The sequence below is a fragment of the Serratia sp. Ser99 genome (genome assembly GCF_024519545.1).
In the GTDB taxonomy this organism is placed as follows: Bacteria; Pseudomonadota; Gammaproteobacteria; order Enterobacterales; family Enterobacteriaceae; genus Serratia; species Serratia liquefaciens.
This window is the reverse complement of the sequence record NZ_JALJRT010000001.1, coordinates 799144-816314: the sequence shown is the minus strand read 5'-3', so window position 1 is coordinate 816314 and position 17171 is coordinate 799144. Positions and strand designations below refer to the sequence as shown.

The window sequence follows — 17171 nt, the reverse complement described above, 5'->3', positions numbered from 1 at the left end:
GCATGGCCTTTAGCGACCAGAGCCACCCGCGTTTCGGCGGGTGGCTTTTTTTATGCCCGCAACGCCCTGGTCTGATAACCGTCCAATTCGGCGTCCGGCATGCCCGCCTGGGTTGCCGCAGCACAGATCTGCCGCCAGGTGTTGTCGTCTATCGGGATCCCCTGCCGCAACCGCGCTTCACGGTTGGCGTCTTCCCACTCACCCGGCACTTCAATCGGTTGGCCGTCACTTGGCGGTGAAGCCTTCACCCAATCGATAAAGGCCTCGGCCTCTGTTTGCATCTCTGGCGCGTCGAAGGCTTCCGGATTGAGGATGATGGTGGTCATACAGTTGAAAATAGCATCGCTGTTGGATTTCACCGTCGCCGCATGAGTAGTGCGGCCACCGGACAGCGCACCGCCGAGGATTTCGCATAACGTGGCTAACGCATAGCCTTTATGGGCACCGAAAGGCAGCAACGAGCCAAACGGCTGTTCGTGCATCACCTTGGGTTCCGTCGTTGGCTGGCCGTGTTGGTCGATCAGATAACCCGGCGCGACGCTCAAACCTTTGTTGTAGGCCACGCGGGTTTTACCAAACGCGATGCCGCTGGTGGCAAAATCCAGCAGCAACGGTTTTTTATCCTTACGGGGAAAAATAACGCAGAAGGGGTTGGTGCCGAAACGACGGTCACTGCCGCCGAACGGTGCCACCATAGGATCGCCCACCACATTGACGAAATGGATAGAGATAAAACCGGCTCGCGCACACTGCTCGGCCCAGTGGCCAATGCGGCCAATGTGATGTGAGTTGTGCAACGCCACCGCAGCCAGCCCCAACTGCCGGGCGCGCTCTATGCCTTTTTCCATCGCCTCACAGGCGACGACCTGGCCAAAACCCTGTCCGCCGTCCACCGTCAGCACCGCTCCGGCATCGCGCACCACTTTGGCATGAACGTTAAGCTGCAAATGCCCCTGTGCCAATGACGACATATAGCTGGGGATCATGCCTACGCCGTGGGAATCGTGCCCGGCCAGATTCGCCTGAACCAGATGATCCGCCACCCGCGCGGCCTCCTGCTCGGTACTGCCGGCGTGGCGCCAAATAGCCTGCACAAACTGCTCAAGACACTGGCGATCGATACGGTGCTCGGTACTGCTCATGATACGGCTCCTTGTGCTGGAAATATATCCTACACTAGGAGCAAATCATTGTTACGGCAAGCAATTATACTCAATCTCATCGAGGTTATTTGGCACGTTCGGCGGTCAGCGCGGCGATGCGCATAATAACCGAAACCGCCTGTTCCATCCCTTCCAGCGACACAAACTCATGCTTGCAGTGGTAGTTATAACCCCCGGTGAACAGATTTGGGCAAGGCAAGCCGCGAAACGACAGCTGAGCGCCGTCGGTACCGCCGCGAATCGGTTTCATGATCGGTTCGATATCACAATCACGCATTGCCTGCTGTGCCAATGCAATCACATGCGGATGCTCTGCCACCTGTTCACGCATGTTGTAATAGCTGTCTTCAATCGTGACTTCAATATAACAATCGCGCGGCAGACCTTTGCCCACCTGTTGAGCGACCTCTATCATCCGGCGTTTACGTGCCTCAAAACCCTCACGCTCAAAATCACGCAGGATGTACTGCATCTCGGCGCGCTCAACGCTCCCCTTAAAGCTGCTGAGGTGGTAGAACCCCTGATAGCCGCTGGTGGTTTCCGGGGTTTCATCCACCGGTAACGCCTGCTGAATACGCGTCGCCAACGATAAGGCATTCACCATCACTCCTTTGGCGCTGCCCGGGTGGACATTGTTACCGACAATTTTCACCGTCACCGATGCTGCGTTGAAGTTTTCGCACTCCAACTCACCCACGCCGCCACCGTCCACGGTATAGGCCCATTCGGCATCGAACTGCGCCACGTCAAACAACCGCGCCCCTTTGCCCACCTCTTCATCCGGTGTAAAGGCTACGCGGATTTCGCCGTGCGGAATGTTGCGCTGCTGCAGTCGCACCATGGCGGTCAGGATTTCGGCGATGCCCGCCTTGTCATCGGCACCGAGCAGCGTTTTACCGTCGGTGGTGATCAGCGTCTGCCCCAACATCTGGTGCAGGATCGGGAACATCACTGGCGACAGCACTTCATCACCAATGCCCAAGGCAATATCGCCGCCACGGTAATTTTCGACGATCTGCGGGTTGACGTGCTTACCGGTAAAATCCGGTGAAGTATCCAGGTGGGCAATAAAGCCTATCGCCGGCACGGGCCAGGTAACGTTCCCCGGCAAGGTGCCCATCACGCAGCCATGCTCACTGAGCGACACCCGTTCAAAACCCAGTTCAATCATTTCCTGCTGCAACGCACGCGCCAGCTTCAATTGCCCGTCGGTGCTCGGCACATGTTTGACGTTCGCTTTAGATTGCGTGTCGAATGAGACGTAGTTAAAAAAGCGATCAAGTAGTTTATCCATGGTATCCGCCCTCAGAATTTCGCGTTTCATTATGCGGAACCGATCGAGATCAAATATTGAGACAGGTCATTTTTAACCAGATTTAACGGAAATCATTAATTCTTGTGGTGTTTGATATTTCGCCTCCTCCCTTGGTGTCTGTCCATCTTACCTTTCACTACCCCCCTTATGTGATCCTCTTCACGCCTGGTACCGGTTGTCAGTCATTGACCACCGGTACCTTTTTCCGGCGGCTGATTGCATCGCTAAATCATTCCACCTATAACTGGTTTAAGGCAGGGGTTGCCGCATTCAAAATCATTTTTATTTCGCCATACCAGGGAGTATTACCAGCAACGTCATTATCCACTAAAATATAAAAAAGGAACTGCTATGAAAGATATTATTGATAATATCTTAAGCAAGCTGCAGATTTTCTCCAAAGCCATGATGGGGCCAATATTCTTTCTGCCGGTAATTGGTCTGATTCTGGCATTAAGCTCTATTCTCACCAATGCCACGCTGGTGAATGAAAACTCCGGCGTATTTCATATCGGCAAAATGATCGGTGATACCTTTTGGCCGCTGTTTGGTAATCTCGGGCTGATTTTTTGCATCGGTATTACCTACGGCCTGGCGAAGGATAAAAAAAGCGAAGCGGCGCTGGTTGCCGTGATGTGCTTTATTATGTTCCTGGGCGCCAACTCATCCTATCTGCAATTAAGCGGTCACATAGCTCAGAAAATCAATGGGGAATATTACGGCACCGGGCAAACCGAACTGCTGGGCTTTACCGTGGTGGATATGGGTATTTTCCTCGGCCTGATCCTCGGTGTCACTATCGCCTGGGTGCACAACAGATTGTGTAACGTGGAGCTGAACGGCGTACTTTCCGTCTATGGCGGTTCCAAGCTGGTGCTAATCGCCATGACGCCGGTGATCATGCTGTATGCCGTCGGTTTCAGCTACCTTTGGCCGGCTATTTCACACGGGCTGATTTCCCTGACCGGCTTTATGAAAAGCTCAGGTTCGCTCGGGGTCTTCGTCTATGGCTTTTTCGAAAAATTCCTGATCCCCACCGGTCTGCATCATTTTATCTGGTCGCCATTTCAGTTGACCAGCATCGGCGGTTCAATTGTACAAGACGGCCATACGGTGTCGGGCTCGCAGGCTATTTTCCTCGCTTATATGCGCGACCCGAGCATCTCCCCGCTGATGAACGAGGCACTGCGCTTTTCGCAACAGGGCATGGTGACTATTTTCGGCCTGTCAGGCGCTGCGTTGGCGTTCTATCACACCGCCAAACCGGAGAAAAAAGTGCTGGCCAAGGCGATATTGATCCCGGCCATCACCACTTCCATTCTGGTAGGCATAACCGAACCGATAGAGTTCACCTTCCTGTTTATCTCACCGTTGCTGTGGGTGATACACGCCGTGCTGACCGCGCTTTCGCAAGTTGCGTGTAACCTGTTCGACGTTCGACCCTGGGGTGCCAGCGGCCTGATCGAATTCCTGGTTTACAACCTGCCGTTACCGGTCGCCCTCACCCGCTGGCCACTGTACGTGGTGATTGGTCTGGTGCAGTTCGCGGTGTATTACCTGGTGTTCAAAACTCTGGTGCTGAAGCTTAATTTAAAAACGCCGGGCCGTGAGGATGACGACGGGGTCAAGCTCTATTCCAAACAGGATTATCAGAACAGCAAAAATACACCCAATGAGTTAAGCGGGATTATTATTCGTGCCCTGGGTGGCAAAGAAAACATTATTTCCGTCGACAACTGCTTCACCCGATTACGCGTCGAACTAAAAGACATGCAATTAATTGATGAGGCCGCATTAAAAAGTACCGGAGCAAAAGGCGTGGTGAAAAGCCGGCGTGAAGTCCAGGTGATTTATGGTGTCACCGTCGGAAAAGTGAAGAGTCAGGTCGAAAAATATTTAGCAGCATTATAACTTTATTTATTGGGAGAAAATTCATGAAATTAACCGTTCTGGGCGGCGGTGGCGTACGCTCACCGTTCCTGGCCAAGTCCATTGCCTATAACGCCCACCGCATCGGCGTCACCGAAGTGGTGTTTATGGATACCGATCGGGAGAAATTGGCGGTCTACGGCGCCATCGCACAGGGTGTCTTCGAGCGTATCCGCAGCGACATCAGGTTCAGCCTGAGCAACGACGCCCATCAGGCGCTGAGCGGAGCCGATTATATCATCACCACCCTGCGTATCGGCGGTGAAGAAGGCCGCATTCATGACGAACGTATCGCACTCAATCATCAGGTTCTGGGGCAAGAAACCACCGGTGCCGGCGGCTTTGCCATGGCGATGCGTTCTATTCCGGCCATAGTGGAATATTGTCGGCTCATAGAGCAGGTATCATCACCGGACGCGGTACTGTTCAACTTTACCAACCCCTCCGGCATGGTGACCGAAGCCATCATCAAATCCGGCTTCAAACGCAAGGTGTACGGCATATGCGACGCGCCCAGCGAGTTTATCCGTGAGCTGGCGGAACTGCTGGGCTGTCGTGAGTCCGAGCTTAGCGTCGACTGCTTTGGGCTAAATCACCTGTCATGGTTCCGCAATGTGCGGGTCAATGGCCAGGAGGTGAGCGAGCAACTGCTGGCCGACCCACGCCTGTACCGTGATACCTGCATGAAATATTTCTCGCCAGAGCTGGTCGCGCTGTCCGATAACCTGATGCTCAATGAGTATCTGTATTACTACTACTACCGGGAACAGGCGATCGCCGCCATCGTCGATGCCGGCGAAACCCGTGGCGAACAGATTGCGCTGATAAACCAGCAAATGCAGGCCGACCTAGCCAGGCTGGATATTGCCACGCAGCTGGAGCAGGCTTTCAGCGTCTATTTCGCTCACTATCTGACGCGGGAAAACTCCTACATGCAGCGCGAATCCAGCCAGGGTAAAGTCAAAGAGCGTGAGATGCTGACGCTGCAGCAGTTTATCGAACAGCCTGACAGTGGCGGTTATGCCGGGGTGGCAATAGACATTTTGGAGGCGGTAAACAACGGCCAGCAAAAACGCGTGGTGGTGTCGATGCAGAACAACGGGACGCTCGACTTCCTGCACCCGGAAGACGTGATTGAAATCAGCTGCGAACTCAGCAACGCGGGCATTCACCCGGTAAAAATGAATGATATTCCCGACACCCAGAAAAACCTGATCTCCCAGGTCAAAGAGTACGAACGCCTGGCGGTTGCCGCCATTCTGGAAGGGAATCGTCAGAAGGCCATCAAGGCGCTGATGGTGCATCCGCTGGTCAACTCTTACTCGCTGGCAAAAACGCTGGTTGAAGAGTACCTGCAGGCTCATCACCAGTATGCCAAGCATTGGCATTAAGCAGGGCTGAAACGGCGCAGGCCTCAACGGCTGCGCCGTTCAAACCAGGCTTTGATCAGGTTCTCAAACCCCAGCAGGCAGTGGCCGAAAAACGGGTTGGGATAGTAAATATCGTGGTCGTACTTTTGCCGATCCTCGTAAATAAAGGTCATATCGGCCTGCTGCGCCAGCGGGCTGTTTCCGTCGCCACAAAACGCCGCCAGCCGGATATTATTGCGTTTCACCGCGTCGCTCCAACTCAGCGCCGAGCTGCTGTTGCCCGATTTTGAAATCACAATCACCATATCAAACCGGAAACGCATCTCTCGATCGAGGATCTCGAAATCCGGCCACAGCGACAGGTAGCTGTCGATGCCCAGCGTCATAAATTTGTTGTACATATACTGCGCCACCAGTTGCGAGAAACCGCTGCCGTGGATAAGGATTTTGCCGCTGTCGAGCAGATCAAGGAATTGGGTCTGTTGTTTTAAGCTGGCCGGTGCCGTCGGCTGCGGCTGCTCCTGAAAAGCCGGTGCCATCACCAGGTTGAACTTGATGAAATACACCAGTTCCAGATAGCCGCGAAAGCCCAGCTTTTTCGCCAACCGCACCAGGGTCGAGGGTGAACTGTGGCAACGAACGGAAACCGCACGGATACCCTCGTCAATGCAGGCGTCCGGGTTGTCGAAGATAGCGTTGAGGATGGTGAGATCCGTTTTGCTCAGATCCGCCTGGCTGAATACCTGCTTGAAATTCACCGTCGCCCCTGCTCATTTAACCAAAGAAAGGCCGGCGTCAAACGGCCGGCCAGTTACCCGAGTCAGACAGCGCATTGACCTGGGGTTAAGGCCTATCAGCCCTTTCAACTTTCCCTACCAGGAATTTGTGCACAAAACGTGGTACCACCGCGCTGGCCTGGCCGTAGTGTTTTTCATCAAACTGACTTTCCACCTGGCTGGGCTCCAGGTTGAGCTCCATGGTATGCGCCCCCCCCAGCCGCGCTTCATGCACAAAGCCCGCCGCCGGATAAACGTGGCCCGAGGTGCCAATGGCGACGAAAAAGTCGGCCTTGGCCAGTGCCTGATAAATTTCATCCATGCCCAGCGGCATTTCGCCGAACCACACCACGTGTGGGCGCAACGGGGCCGGGAATTGACAACAATGGCAGCGGTCGTCCACGCTAAGGTCTTCCGGCCAGTCAAAGACCTGCCCGGAGCTGGTGCAGCGAACTTTCAACAGCTCACCGTGCATATGCAACACCCGTGAGCTACCTGCGCGCTCATGCAGGTTATCGATATTTTGCGTTACCAGCAGGAAGTTATCCCCCAACCAGGCTTCCAGATCCGCCAGGGCACGATGCGCAGCGTTAGGTGCAATGTCCGGCGATTGCAGCTGACGACGGCGTTCATTGTAAAACGCCTGTACCAGCTGTGGATCGCGCTGATAACCTTCCGGCGTAGCAACATCCTCCACGCTATGCTCTTCCCACAACCCGTCTGCCGCCCGGAAGGTACGAATACCCGACTCAGCCGAGATCCCGGCGCCGGTCAACACCACGACAAACGGCTTTTTCAGCTCGGCCGCCGCCATGGTATCGCGATGAAAAATCCGCGAACGAAAGCGCTGATGCAGCACATGCTTACTCTTGCGAAACTGACACAGCCGATGACGAGTGTGCATTAACTCTCTCCTTACTTTTCCCTGTTAACCAAATTGAGGAACGCCGCCCCGCGTACGCCACCGGCGTCCCCGTAACGGGCTTTTTCAATTCGTGGCAGCTTGGCCACGCGCAACACATGCGCCGGCAAACGCTGCGGTAACGCCTGGTAAATAGCGTCAAAATTCGACAAGCCACCGCCAATCACCACCAGATGCGGATCGATGATGGTCAGCAGATTGCCCAGGCATATCGCCAGGACGTCCATGAAACGTTCGACATGAGCCACCGCCTGCGGCTCACCTGCCTGATAATGCGCAATGATCTGCTGCGCAGGCAAGTGCTGCTGGTAAAAGTGGCCGTACATCCACTCAAAACCGCGGCCAGAAATGTAATTTTCGATGCAACCCTGATGACCGCACCCGCAAGGAACGCGAGGTATATCACGTCCCAACACCTCCAGCGCATCCACCGGCAGACGGAAATGACCAAATTCACCGGCGATATAGTTACGCCCGGAGAGCACCTTACCGTCGACGATTAGCCCGCCGCCTACCCCGGTACCGAGAATAATGCCCAGCACCGTCGGATAGCGACGAAACTCCTCGTCCCAGGCCTCCGACAGCGCAAAGCAGTTGGCGTCGTTATCGATGCGTACGTCACGGCCAATCAACTCGGCCAGGTCATGCGGCAAGCGCTGGCCCATCGCCGCCGGAACGTTGGCGGTGAAAACCGTGCCGTCATCGTCGTTGGGCAGGCCGGGAATACCGATACCTACCATGCCTTTCTGGCCACAAAACGCATCCGCTTCAAAGGTCAGATCGCGCAACGTCGTCAGCAGTTGTCGATAATCCTCACGTGGCGTCGGCACCCTTTTTTGCCAGATACGCTGCAGATCTGCATCGAACACGCCCAGCTCAATCTTGGTGCCGCCCATATCGAAACCGTAGTACATAACCCACCCTCAGGCTAAAAAAAGGGGCGGCATCTCTGCCTCCCCTGATTTTCATTATTGTCCGCTCAACACTCGCGCCGGATCGATACGGCTGGCGCGCCTGGCCGGATACCAGCTGGCCAACAGGCTGAGCACCAGCGCGGTCACCAGTACAATCACCACGTCCAGCCAGTGTAGCTCGGAAGGCAGGAAGTCGATGAAGTAGATATCTCCCGACAGGAACGAATGCCCCATCAGCTTTTCCAATCCTTTGATGATGTTGGTCAGCTGCAGTGAGGCGATAACCCCGACCACCACGCCGCTGAGGCTACCCACCAGCCCGGCCAGCAGGCCGTACCAGATAAATATGGCGCGGATAAAACCGTCTTTGGCCCCCAAGGTGCGCAGTACGGCGATATCACCACTCTTGTCCTTCACCGCCATCACCAGTGTGGAGACAATGTTAAAACAGGCCACGCCGATCACCAGCACCATCGCCAAATACATAATCGCGCGGATCATCTGGATATCGCGGTACATATAGCCGTAGGTGCCGATCCAACTCTTGATATACACGTAGGAATTGGTGACTTCACCGGCGTCGCGCACCAGCTTGTTGGCGGCAAACACGTCGTTAACCTTGATGGCAATACCTGTGACGCTGTCACCCATGTCCAGATACTGTTGGGCATCGGCCAGTGGCACCATAGCCAGACTGTGATCGAGCTGACCGCTGAGCTGCAAAATCCCGGTAACGTGTAAACGAATGCGCTTCGGTTGCAACAGCTTCATCTGCGGGTCGCTGTTGGGGATCATCACCGTCACATAGCTGCCCTGCTTGACGCCCAAAGCGTCGGCGACGCCCTTGCCGAGGATCACCTGTTGCTCACCGCTTTTGAAATTGGCCCAGGCGTCGCCCTGCACATATTTCGGCAGCGCGCTAAGCTGGTTTTCCTGCTGAGGATCCACCCCTTTCACCCCGACCGCCCGCAGCTGTGCGCCGTTTTCCATCAGGCCGGTAAAGTTGATATAGGGAGCGGCAGCCAAAATACCAGGCACCTTCTCCACCCGTTGCAAAATTGACGACCAGTCTTTGAACGGCTGCTTCACCGGCTCTATTTCACCGTGCGGCACCACCGCCAAAATGCGATTTTTCAGCTCGCGCTCAAAACCGTTCATGGCGCTCAGGCCGACGATCAGCACCGCCACGCCCAGCGCGATACCTATGGTGGAAATCACCGAGATCAGCGACACCATGCCGCCGCGCTTGCGCCCACGGCTGAAGCGCAGGGCCGTCAGAAACGAAAGTGACGCTCCCGCCATTACTCAGCCCCCAACAGCGTCAACTGGGCCTGCAGATGGCCATCGGCCATTTCCAGCTGGCGGCTGAGGCGCTTGGCCAACTGCAAGTCATGAGTGACCACCAGAAACGCAGTGCCCTGGCGCACGTTCAATTCGCCGAGCAGATCGAAAATGCTGTCGGCAGTGCGTTTATCGAGGTTACCGGTAGGTTCGTCCGCCAATACCAGCGACGGGTTATTGACCAGCGCACGGGCAATCGCCACGCGCTGACGCTCACCGCCGGAGAGTTCTGACGGCCGGTGCTTGCTGCGCTTTGCCAGCCCGACCGCCGTCAGCATTTCCAGCGCCTTTTCCTGCGCCTGCGCCGGTTTCATCCCGCCGATCAGCAAAGGCATCGCGGCGTTTTCCAGCGCGGTAAAGTCAGGCAACAGATGATGGAACTGGTAGATAAAGCCCAACTGGCGGTTACGCAGCTCCGCCTTGGCGGCCGATGACAGGGTGTTCAGAGACTGCCCTTTGTAAATCACCTCGCCGGAGGTTGGTGAGTCCAGCCCACCCAGCAGATGCAGCAAGGTACTTTTACCGGAACCCGAGCTGCCGACAATCGCCATCATCTCGCCCGGCTGCATGGCAAAGCTGACATTGCGCAGTACGTCGGTATGCAGGTTGCCTTCCTGATAGGTCTTGCACAGGTTGTCGCACTGCAACAAAAGATGGTTACTCATAACGTAAAGCCTCAGCGGGTTGTACGGCGGCAGCGCGCCATGAAGGGTAAAGCGTGGACAACAGAGACACCGCCATCGCCGCTACGGCGATAATCGTCACCTGCAGCGGATCCACCGCCACCGGCAGCGATGCGCCGTCAATCAAAGCGCCGAGGATCGGCATCAGGTTATTCAGGTTGCTGGCCAGCAACACGCCCAGCAGCGTACCGAGCAGCGAGCCGATAATGCCGGCGCTGGCGCCTTGCACCATAAATACCGACATGATCTGTCGACGCGTCAGGCCCTGGGTCTGCAGAATGGCAACTTCGCCCTGCTTCTCCATCACCAGCAGGCCGAGTGAAGTGATGATGTTAAAGGCCGCGACGGCCACGATCAGGCTAAGCAACAGCCCCATCATGTTTTTCTCCATACGCACTGCCTGGAACAGCTCGCCCTTGCGCTCGCGCCAGTCTTTCCACTCGGTGCCCTGCGGCAATTTCTGTTGGCTGAGAGTATCGACCGTCAGCGGCTGCTGCAGGAACAGGCGCCATCCGGTGATATTGCCCGCCGGGTAGCGTAACAGACGTGAGGCATCCTGCTGATTGACCAGCATCTGGGTGCCGTCCACTTCGCTGTTGGCATGGAAAGTGCCGACCACGGTAAACAGGCGTTGAATAGGGATGCGGCCCATCGGCGTGAACTGGCTGGCGCTGGGCACCATCACCCGCAGCGGATCGCCGCGTTTTACGCCAAGTTGCCCGGCCAACTGCTCGCCGATAATGATGTTGTACTGGCCCGGCTGCAACAGCTGCTGCTTGACGTTGACCAGGAACGGCGTCAAAGGATCGGCTTCGTCCGGATTGACCCCCAACATCACGCCGACCGCCACGCTGCGAGCGCTTTGCAGCACTACGTCACCGGTGGTCAGTGGCGCTACGCGGCTAACGCCCCGCAGGCTTTGTACCGCCGATGCCGGGATCTGCTGAGGGTTGATCGAGCCCTGTGGGCTGGTGATCAACGCCTGCGGCATCAGACCGAGTATGTTGTTTTCCAGATCCTTTTCAAAACCGTTCATCACCGACAATACGGTGACCAACGCCATCACCCCCAGCGTAATGCCGATGGTGGAAAGCCAGGAAACAAACCGTCCGAAGCGGTCTGATGCCCGCCCGCGCATGTAGCGCAGGCCAATGAATAACGCGACAGGTTGATACATGAAATCCGTTTTGTTGCCGTAGCTTAAGCAAAGTGATCAAGGATAATAAAGGCTATACCCCGTTTAGGGAACCACCCTGACGCCTTTTATTCCGTCGATCGCGCCAGCGGCAGCACGTCACCCGGCATCGCGCTTTAACAGGTTGTAAACCGAGACCCGGGAAATCCCCAGCGCCTCCGCCGCCATGGTGGCTGCCCCGCGCAGTTGCAGATAGCCCTGCTGCTTTAGTTGCTGGATCACCTGAACACGCTGCTCAGACGTGAGCGCGCGCGGTGCAGTGGCATGCGAAGCGGCAAAGTTGTTGATCACTGAAGCAATGTCGGACAGTGAGCGAGCCCCTTCATCCACCGCCTGCGGCGTGCTCTGCACCACCGCGGTCAGTTGTTGCAGGATGGCGTTGACGCTGTTGAAGATTGAAACGTCCAGGTTAAGGCAGATTGCCGCCACGTAGACCCCTTGGCTGTTGCGCAGACCAATGGAGGTGCTCTTGGCCGGACGCCCATCCGGGAACGCATTGGCATAGTTTTGCACCACGTCCGGAAAATCCGGCGAGGCAATACGCTCAAGCCCCATTTCGCTGGCGGCATCGCCGATACTGCGGTTCGACAGGTTATTGGCGATGCTGACGATGGCATGATTCGGTTGCGTCAGATCGTGCAACACCACTTCACAGCTGGGCGCAAACATCGCGCCCAGTGCCTGAACAATTTTTTCCGCTTCGCGCAACAGCAGCGCATTTTCCTGCCTGAGATCGCTCATAAACTTAACCATTTGACAATAACTTTACAAAGAGTAAATTAAAATGATCGGGTAATCAATCAACCTTTCACCAGACGAGGTCGCCATGAGTTCAACGCCCCACTGCATCACCGCCACCGATATCTCTACCGCCGCCGAAATTCTGGCAGGACATGCCCTGCGCACACCGGTCATGACCTCGCAGCAGGCCGACAACATCGCCGGGGCGCAGCTGTTCTTCAAGTGCGAAAACTTCCAGCGTGTAGGCGCCTTCAAGTTTCGTGGCGCGTACAATTCTATTGCTCAATTGAGCCCGGCGCAGCGCCAGGCTGGTGTAATTGCCTTCTCCTCCGGCAACCATGCGCAGGCAATGGCATTGGCGGCACGGGAACTGGGGGTCAAGGTGACCATCGTGATGCCGCACGACGCACCGGCAACCAAGCTGGCAGCAACGCGCGGCTACGGCGCCAACGTCGTGATTTATCAGCGTCACAGTGAAGACCGTGCTGCCATAACTCAACGGCTGGCAGCCGAACAGGGGCTGACGATAGTGCCGCCTTATGATTACCCGCAGGTGATCGCCGGCCAAGGCACCGCCGCCAAAGAGTTGATTGAGGAAGTCGGGCCGCTGGACGTCTTGTTGGTGTGCACCGGCGGCGGTGGTTTGCTGGCGGGCAGCGCGGTGGCGGCACACCACTGGTCGCCCGGGTGCCGCGTTTTCGGCGTTGAACCACAGGCAGGTAACGACGTTCAGCTGGCGTTCCGTAGCGGCCAGCCGGTACAGATCCCGGTGCCAAAAACCATCGCCGACGGTGCGCAAACGCAGCAGGTGGGCACGCTGACGTTCCCGATCATTCAACAGTATGTAGAAGATATTTTAACGGTCAGCGACCAGCAGCTGTGCCGACAGATGCGTTTCTTTATGGAACGGATGAAAATGGTGGTCGAGCCCACAGGCTGCCTGGCCGCGGCGGCGGCGATGAATTCACTGCTCGACCTGCGGGGTAAAAAGGTCGGGGTGATCGTCAGCGGCGGCAACGTCGACGTTGATAAAATCGCCGACTATCTTGCGATGGGCGCGCAGGAATAACTCTGCATTACGGGCAATACAACCTTCAATCTCTGGCCTATGGCTGAGTCATCGGGGCGAATTTATTCGCCCGCTAACGTTACTGGAGCGACTAATCTGCCTGCAGTACATTTGAAAGTCGCCGCTTGAAAGACGACGGGTTTCGCGCTTTTACCTATGTCAGTTTATGGCTCAGTGGGCTAGTATTACCGGGTAAAGGCGCGTTGTAATCTGTGCCGGGCGAAATTTAACACATTGATTAAAGATACCTTAATGAGCACCTCCGATAACCCTAACCGTTCTTCATCGTCATCCTCCCGTTATTCCCTGCCTGAACGCGCGGGCGATTTGCGCCAGTTGGGGCAGCTGACCGGCTCGGCCTGCGCCGTGGAGTGCGCCGAGATCGTCGAACGTCATAACGGGCCGGTGATGCTGATCGCCCCGGACATGCAAAATGCCCTGCGGTTGCGCGACGAAATTCAGCAGTTTACCGACCAGATGGTAACCACCCTGTCCGACTGGGAAACCCTGCCTTACGACAGCTTCTCGCCGCATCAGGAAATCATCTCTGCCCGCCTGTCGAGCCTGTACCATCTGCCGACCATGGCCCGTGGCGTAATTATTCTGCCGGTCAATACCTTAATGCAGCGCGTTTGTCCGCACGAGTTTCTGCACGGCCACGCGCTGGTGATGAAAAAAGGCCAGCGCCTGTCACGCGACAAACTGCGCGCCCAACTGGAACAGGCTGGCTACCGTAGCGTCGATCAGGTAATGGAACACGGTGAGTTCGCCACCCGCGGCGCGCTGCTCGACCTGTTCCCCATGGGCAGCGAAGAACCTTACCGCATCGATTTCTTCGACGATGAGATCGACAGCCTGCGCACCTTTGATGTCGACAACCAGCGTACGCTGAACGAAGTCGAAGCCATCAATCTGCTGCCGGCCCATGAATTCCCTACCGACAAAAACGCCATCGAACTGTTCCGCAGCCAGTGGCGCGAGCAGTTTGAGGTGCGCCGCGACGCCGAACATATTTATCAGCAGGTCAGCAAAGGCACCTGGCCGGCCGGTATCGAATACTGGCAACCGCTGTTCTTCAGCCAACCGCTGCCGTCACTGTTCAGCTACCTGCCGGAGAACACGCTGATCGTCAACACCGGCAATCTGGAGAACGCAGCCGATCGTTTCTGGCTGGACGTTAACCAACGCTACGAGAGCCGCCGGGTCGATCCTATGCGCCCACTGCTGGCGCCGCCAAGCCTGTGGCTGCGGGTTGACGAGCTGTTTAGCGAATTGAAAGCCTGGCCACGTATGGCGCTGAAAACCGAAGAGCTGCCCGCCAAAGCCGGCAACACCAATCTGGATTATCGCACCCTGCCTGATCTGGCGGTGCAAGCCCAACAGAAAGCGCCGCTGGACAACCTGCGTCGTTTTACCGAGAGCTTCGACGGCAGCATCATTTTCTCGGTGGAAAGCGAAGGCCGCCGTGAAACGCTGCAGGATTTGCTCGGCCGCATCAAGCTCAGCACCGCCTTGATCCAGCATCTCGAACAGGCCGAGCCGGCGGGTCGCTACATGATGGTCGGCGCCTCCGAACGCGGCTTCCTCGACGGCATGCGCAACCGGGCGCTGATCTGCGAAAGCGATCTGCTCGGCGAGCGCGTTAGCCGCCGTCGCCAGGACAACCGTCGCACCATTAATACCGATGTGCTGATCCGCAACCTGGCGGAGCTGCACCCTGGCCAGCCTGTGGTGCACCTGGAGCACGGCGTCGGGCGTTACGTTGGCCTGACCACGCTGGAAGCCGGCGGCATCAAGGCCGAATACCTGATCCTGGCCTACGCCGGCGAAGACAAACTCTACGTGCCGGTCTCTTCATTGCATCTGATCAGCCGCTACGCCGGCGGTGCGGACGAAAACGCCCCGCTGCACAAGTTGGGTGGAGACGCCTGGACGCGCGCACGGCAAAAAGCCGCCGAACGGGTGCGAGACGTTGCGGCGGAACTGCTGGATATTTACGCACAGCGCGCGGCCAAAACCGGCTTCGCCTTTAAACATAACCGTGAGCAGTATCAGCTGTTCTGCCAAAGTTTCCCGTTTGAAACCACCCCAGATCAGGAGCAGGCAATCAACGCCGTGCTGAGCGACATGTGCCAACCCCTGGCCATGGATCGTCTGGTCTGTGGCGACGTCGGCTTCGGCAAAACCGAAGTGGCGATGCGTGCCGCCTTCCTGGCGGTAGAAAACGGCAAGCAGGTGGCGGTGTTGGTGCCAACCACCCTGCTGGCGCAACAGCATTTCGACAACTTCCGCGACCGCTTCGCCACCTGGCCGATCCGCATCGAGATGATGTCGCGTTTCCGTAGCGCCAAAGAGCAGCAACAGGTGATGGACGACGCCGTCGACGGTAAGGTAGACATCATCATCGGTACCCACAAACTGCTGCAGAGCGATCTGCGCTGGAAAGATTTGGGGCTGCTGATCGTCGATGAAGAACACCGCTTCGGCGTTCGCCACAAAGAGCGCATCAAGGCGATGCGTGCCGATGTGGATATTCTGACGCTCACCGCGACGCCAATCCCGCGTACGTTGAATATGGCGATGAGCGGCATGCGTGACCTGTCGATTATCGCTACCCCACCGGCGCGCCGTTTGGCGGTGAAAACCTTCGTGCGTGAATACGACAGCCTGGTAGTGCGCGAGGCTATCCTGCGTGAAGTGCTGCGCGGCGGTCAGGTTTATTATCTGTATAACGACGTGGAAAATATCGAGAAGGCGGCGGAAAAACTGGCTGAGCTGGTGCCAGAAGCGCGTATCGCCATTGGCCACGGCCAGATGCGCGAACGTGATTTGGAACGGGTGATGAACGATTTCCACCACCAGCGCTTTAACGTACTGGTCTGTACCACCATTATCGAAACCGGTATCGATATTCCCAGCGCCAATACCATTATCATCGAACGCGCCGATCGTTTCGGGCTGGCGCAACTGCATCAGTTACGCGGTCGCGTCGGACGTTCTCACCATCAGGCCTATGCTTATTTGCTGACGCCAAATCCGAAAGCCATGAGCACCGACGCGCATAAGCGGCTGGAGGCCATCGCGTCACTGGAAGATCTGGGCGCCGGCTTTGCTCTGGCTACCCACGATCTGGAGATCCGTGGCGCAGGCGAACTGCTGGGCGAAGACCAGAGCGGCCAGATGACCACCGTCGGCTTTTCGCTGTACATGGAACTGTTGGAAAGCGCGGTGGATGCACTCAAACACGGGCGCGAACCTTCGCTGGAAGATCTTACCAGCAACCAGACCGAGGTGGAGCTGCGCATGCCGGCCCTGCTGCCAGATGACTATATCCCAGACGTCAACACGCGCCTGTCGTTCTACAAACGCATCGCCAGCGCGAAAAACGACGCCGAGCTGGAAGAGTTGAAAGTGGAGTTGATCGACCGTTTCGGCCTGCTGCCTGATGCGGCGCGCAACCTGCTGCAAAGTGCGGCGCTGCGTCAACATGCACAGAAGCTGGGGATCAAGCGCATCGAAGGTAATGAGCGCGGTGGTTTTATCGAGTTTGGTGAGAAGAATCGGGTCGATCCGGGCTATTTGATTGGCCTGTTGCAAAGCAACCCGCAGATCTATCGCCTGGATGGGCCGACCAAGCTGAAGTTTATGCTGGACCTGACCGACCGCCAGAAACGCCTTAAGTTTACCGAGGAACTGCTGACCGCATTCCGCGAACATACTCTGGCGGCCTGACACTTAGCCCCCTCCTGAACC

The 17171-nt window shown here is 56.7% G+C and carries 13 protein-coding genes; 4 read left to right on the top strand and 9 right to left on the bottom strand.

Annotation, left to right across the window (positions count from 1 at the left end):
- Positions 1 to 50 precede the first annotated feature (50 nt).
- Together NR114_RS03920 and pepT are read right to left on the bottom strand one after the other, a co-directional pair.
- Positions 51 to 1142, bottom strand: a complete 1092-nt coding sequence (locus NR114_RS03920) for a malate/lactate/ureidoglycolate dehydrogenase (protein WP_020826466.1) — start codon at positions 1140 to 1142, stop codon at positions 51 to 53.
- 85 nt (positions 1143 to 1227) lie between these two features.
- A complete protein-coding gene (gene pepT / locus NR114_RS03915; protein ID WP_234529389.1) occupies positions 1228 to 2457 on the bottom strand; it encodes a peptidase T in 1230 nt (409 codons plus the stop codon).
- Positions 2458 to 2829: 372 nt separating this feature from the next.
- Here pepT and NR114_RS03910 point away from each other — a divergent pair, with 372 nt between their 5' ends.
- Both NR114_RS03910 and NR114_RS03905 read left to right on the top strand, forming a co-directional pair.
- The gene (locus NR114_RS03910) at positions 2830 to 4389 is read left to right on the top strand and encodes a PTS transporter subunit EIIC (RefSeq protein ID WP_217331101.1); all 1560 of its coding nucleotides are present in this window, start codon (positions 2830 to 2832) and stop codon (positions 4387 to 4389) included.
- Positions 4390 to 4412: 23 nt separating this feature from the next.
- Positions 4413 to 5798: a glycoside hydrolase gene (locus NR114_RS03905; RefSeq protein WP_234529390.1), complete on the top strand. Its 1386-nt coding sequence runs from the start codon at positions 4413 to 4415 to the stop codon at positions 5796 to 5798.
- A gap of 23 nt (positions 5799 to 5821) precedes the next feature.
- On the opposite strand, the gene NR114_RS03900 is transcribed toward NR114_RS03905, so the two are convergent.
- From NR114_RS03900 to NR114_RS03870, 7 genes are all read right to left on the bottom strand, one after another.
- On the bottom strand, positions 5822 to 6535 hold the full coding sequence (locus tag NR114_RS03900; protein ID WP_116690697.1) for a MurR/RpiR family transcriptional regulator: 714 nt from the start codon (positions 6533 to 6535) through the stop codon (positions 5822 to 5824).
- A gap of 85 nt (positions 6536 to 6620) precedes the next feature.
- Positions 6621 to 7457: a Sir2 family NAD+-dependent deacetylase gene (cobB, locus tag NR114_RS03895; protein ID WP_046373822.1), complete on the bottom strand. Its 837-nt coding sequence runs from the start codon at positions 7455 to 7457 to the stop codon at positions 6621 to 6623.
- A gap of 11 nt (positions 7458 to 7468) precedes the next feature.
- A complete protein-coding gene (gene nagK, locus NR114_RS03890; RefSeq protein ID WP_020826460.1) occupies positions 7469 to 8389 on the bottom strand; it encodes an N-acetylglucosamine kinase in 921 nt (306 codons plus the stop codon).
- Between the two features lie 54 nt (positions 8390 to 8443).
- Positions 8444 to 9691: a lipoprotein-releasing ABC transporter permease subunit LolE gene (gene lolE, locus NR114_RS03885; RefSeq protein WP_044549982.1), complete on the bottom strand. Its 1248-nt coding sequence runs from the start codon at positions 9689 to 9691 to the stop codon at positions 8444 to 8446.
- Positions 9691 to 10395, bottom strand: a complete 705-nt coding sequence (gene lolD, locus NR114_RS03880; RefSeq protein WP_020826458.1) for a lipoprotein-releasing ABC transporter ATP-binding protein LolD — start codon at positions 10393 to 10395, stop codon at positions 9691 to 9693. Before lolD ends, lolE begins: the two co-directional genes overlap by 1 nt.
- Positions 10388 to 11590, bottom strand: a complete 1203-nt coding sequence (lolC, locus tag NR114_RS03875) for a lipoprotein-releasing ABC transporter permease subunit LolC (protein ID WP_234529391.1) — start codon at positions 11588 to 11590, stop codon at positions 10388 to 10390. The genes lolD and lolC overlap by 8 nt, the downstream gene beginning before the upstream one ends.
- A gap of 117 nt (positions 11591 to 11707) precedes the next feature.
- Positions 11708 to 12349: a transcriptional regulator gene (locus NR114_RS03870; RefSeq protein ID WP_234529392.1), complete on the bottom strand. Its 642-nt coding sequence runs from the start codon at positions 12347 to 12349 to the stop codon at positions 11708 to 11710.
- Positions 12350 to 12434: 85 nt separating this feature from the next.
- Here NR114_RS03870 and NR114_RS03865 point away from each other — a divergent pair, with 85 nt between their 5' ends.
- Positions 12435 to 13418: a threo-3-hydroxy-L-aspartate ammonia-lyase gene (locus tag NR114_RS03865; protein ID WP_174574091.1), complete on the top strand. Its 984-nt coding sequence runs from the start codon at positions 12435 to 12437 to the stop codon at positions 13416 to 13418.
- A gap of 252 nt (positions 13419 to 13670) precedes the next feature.
- Positions 13671 to 17150 (top strand): transcription-repair coupling factor, encoded by a 3480-nt coding sequence (gene mfd / locus NR114_RS03860; RefSeq protein ID WP_234529393.1) that lies wholly within the window; start codon positions 13671 to 13673, stop codon positions 17148 to 17150.
- Positions 17151 to 17171 lie beyond the last annotated feature (21 nt).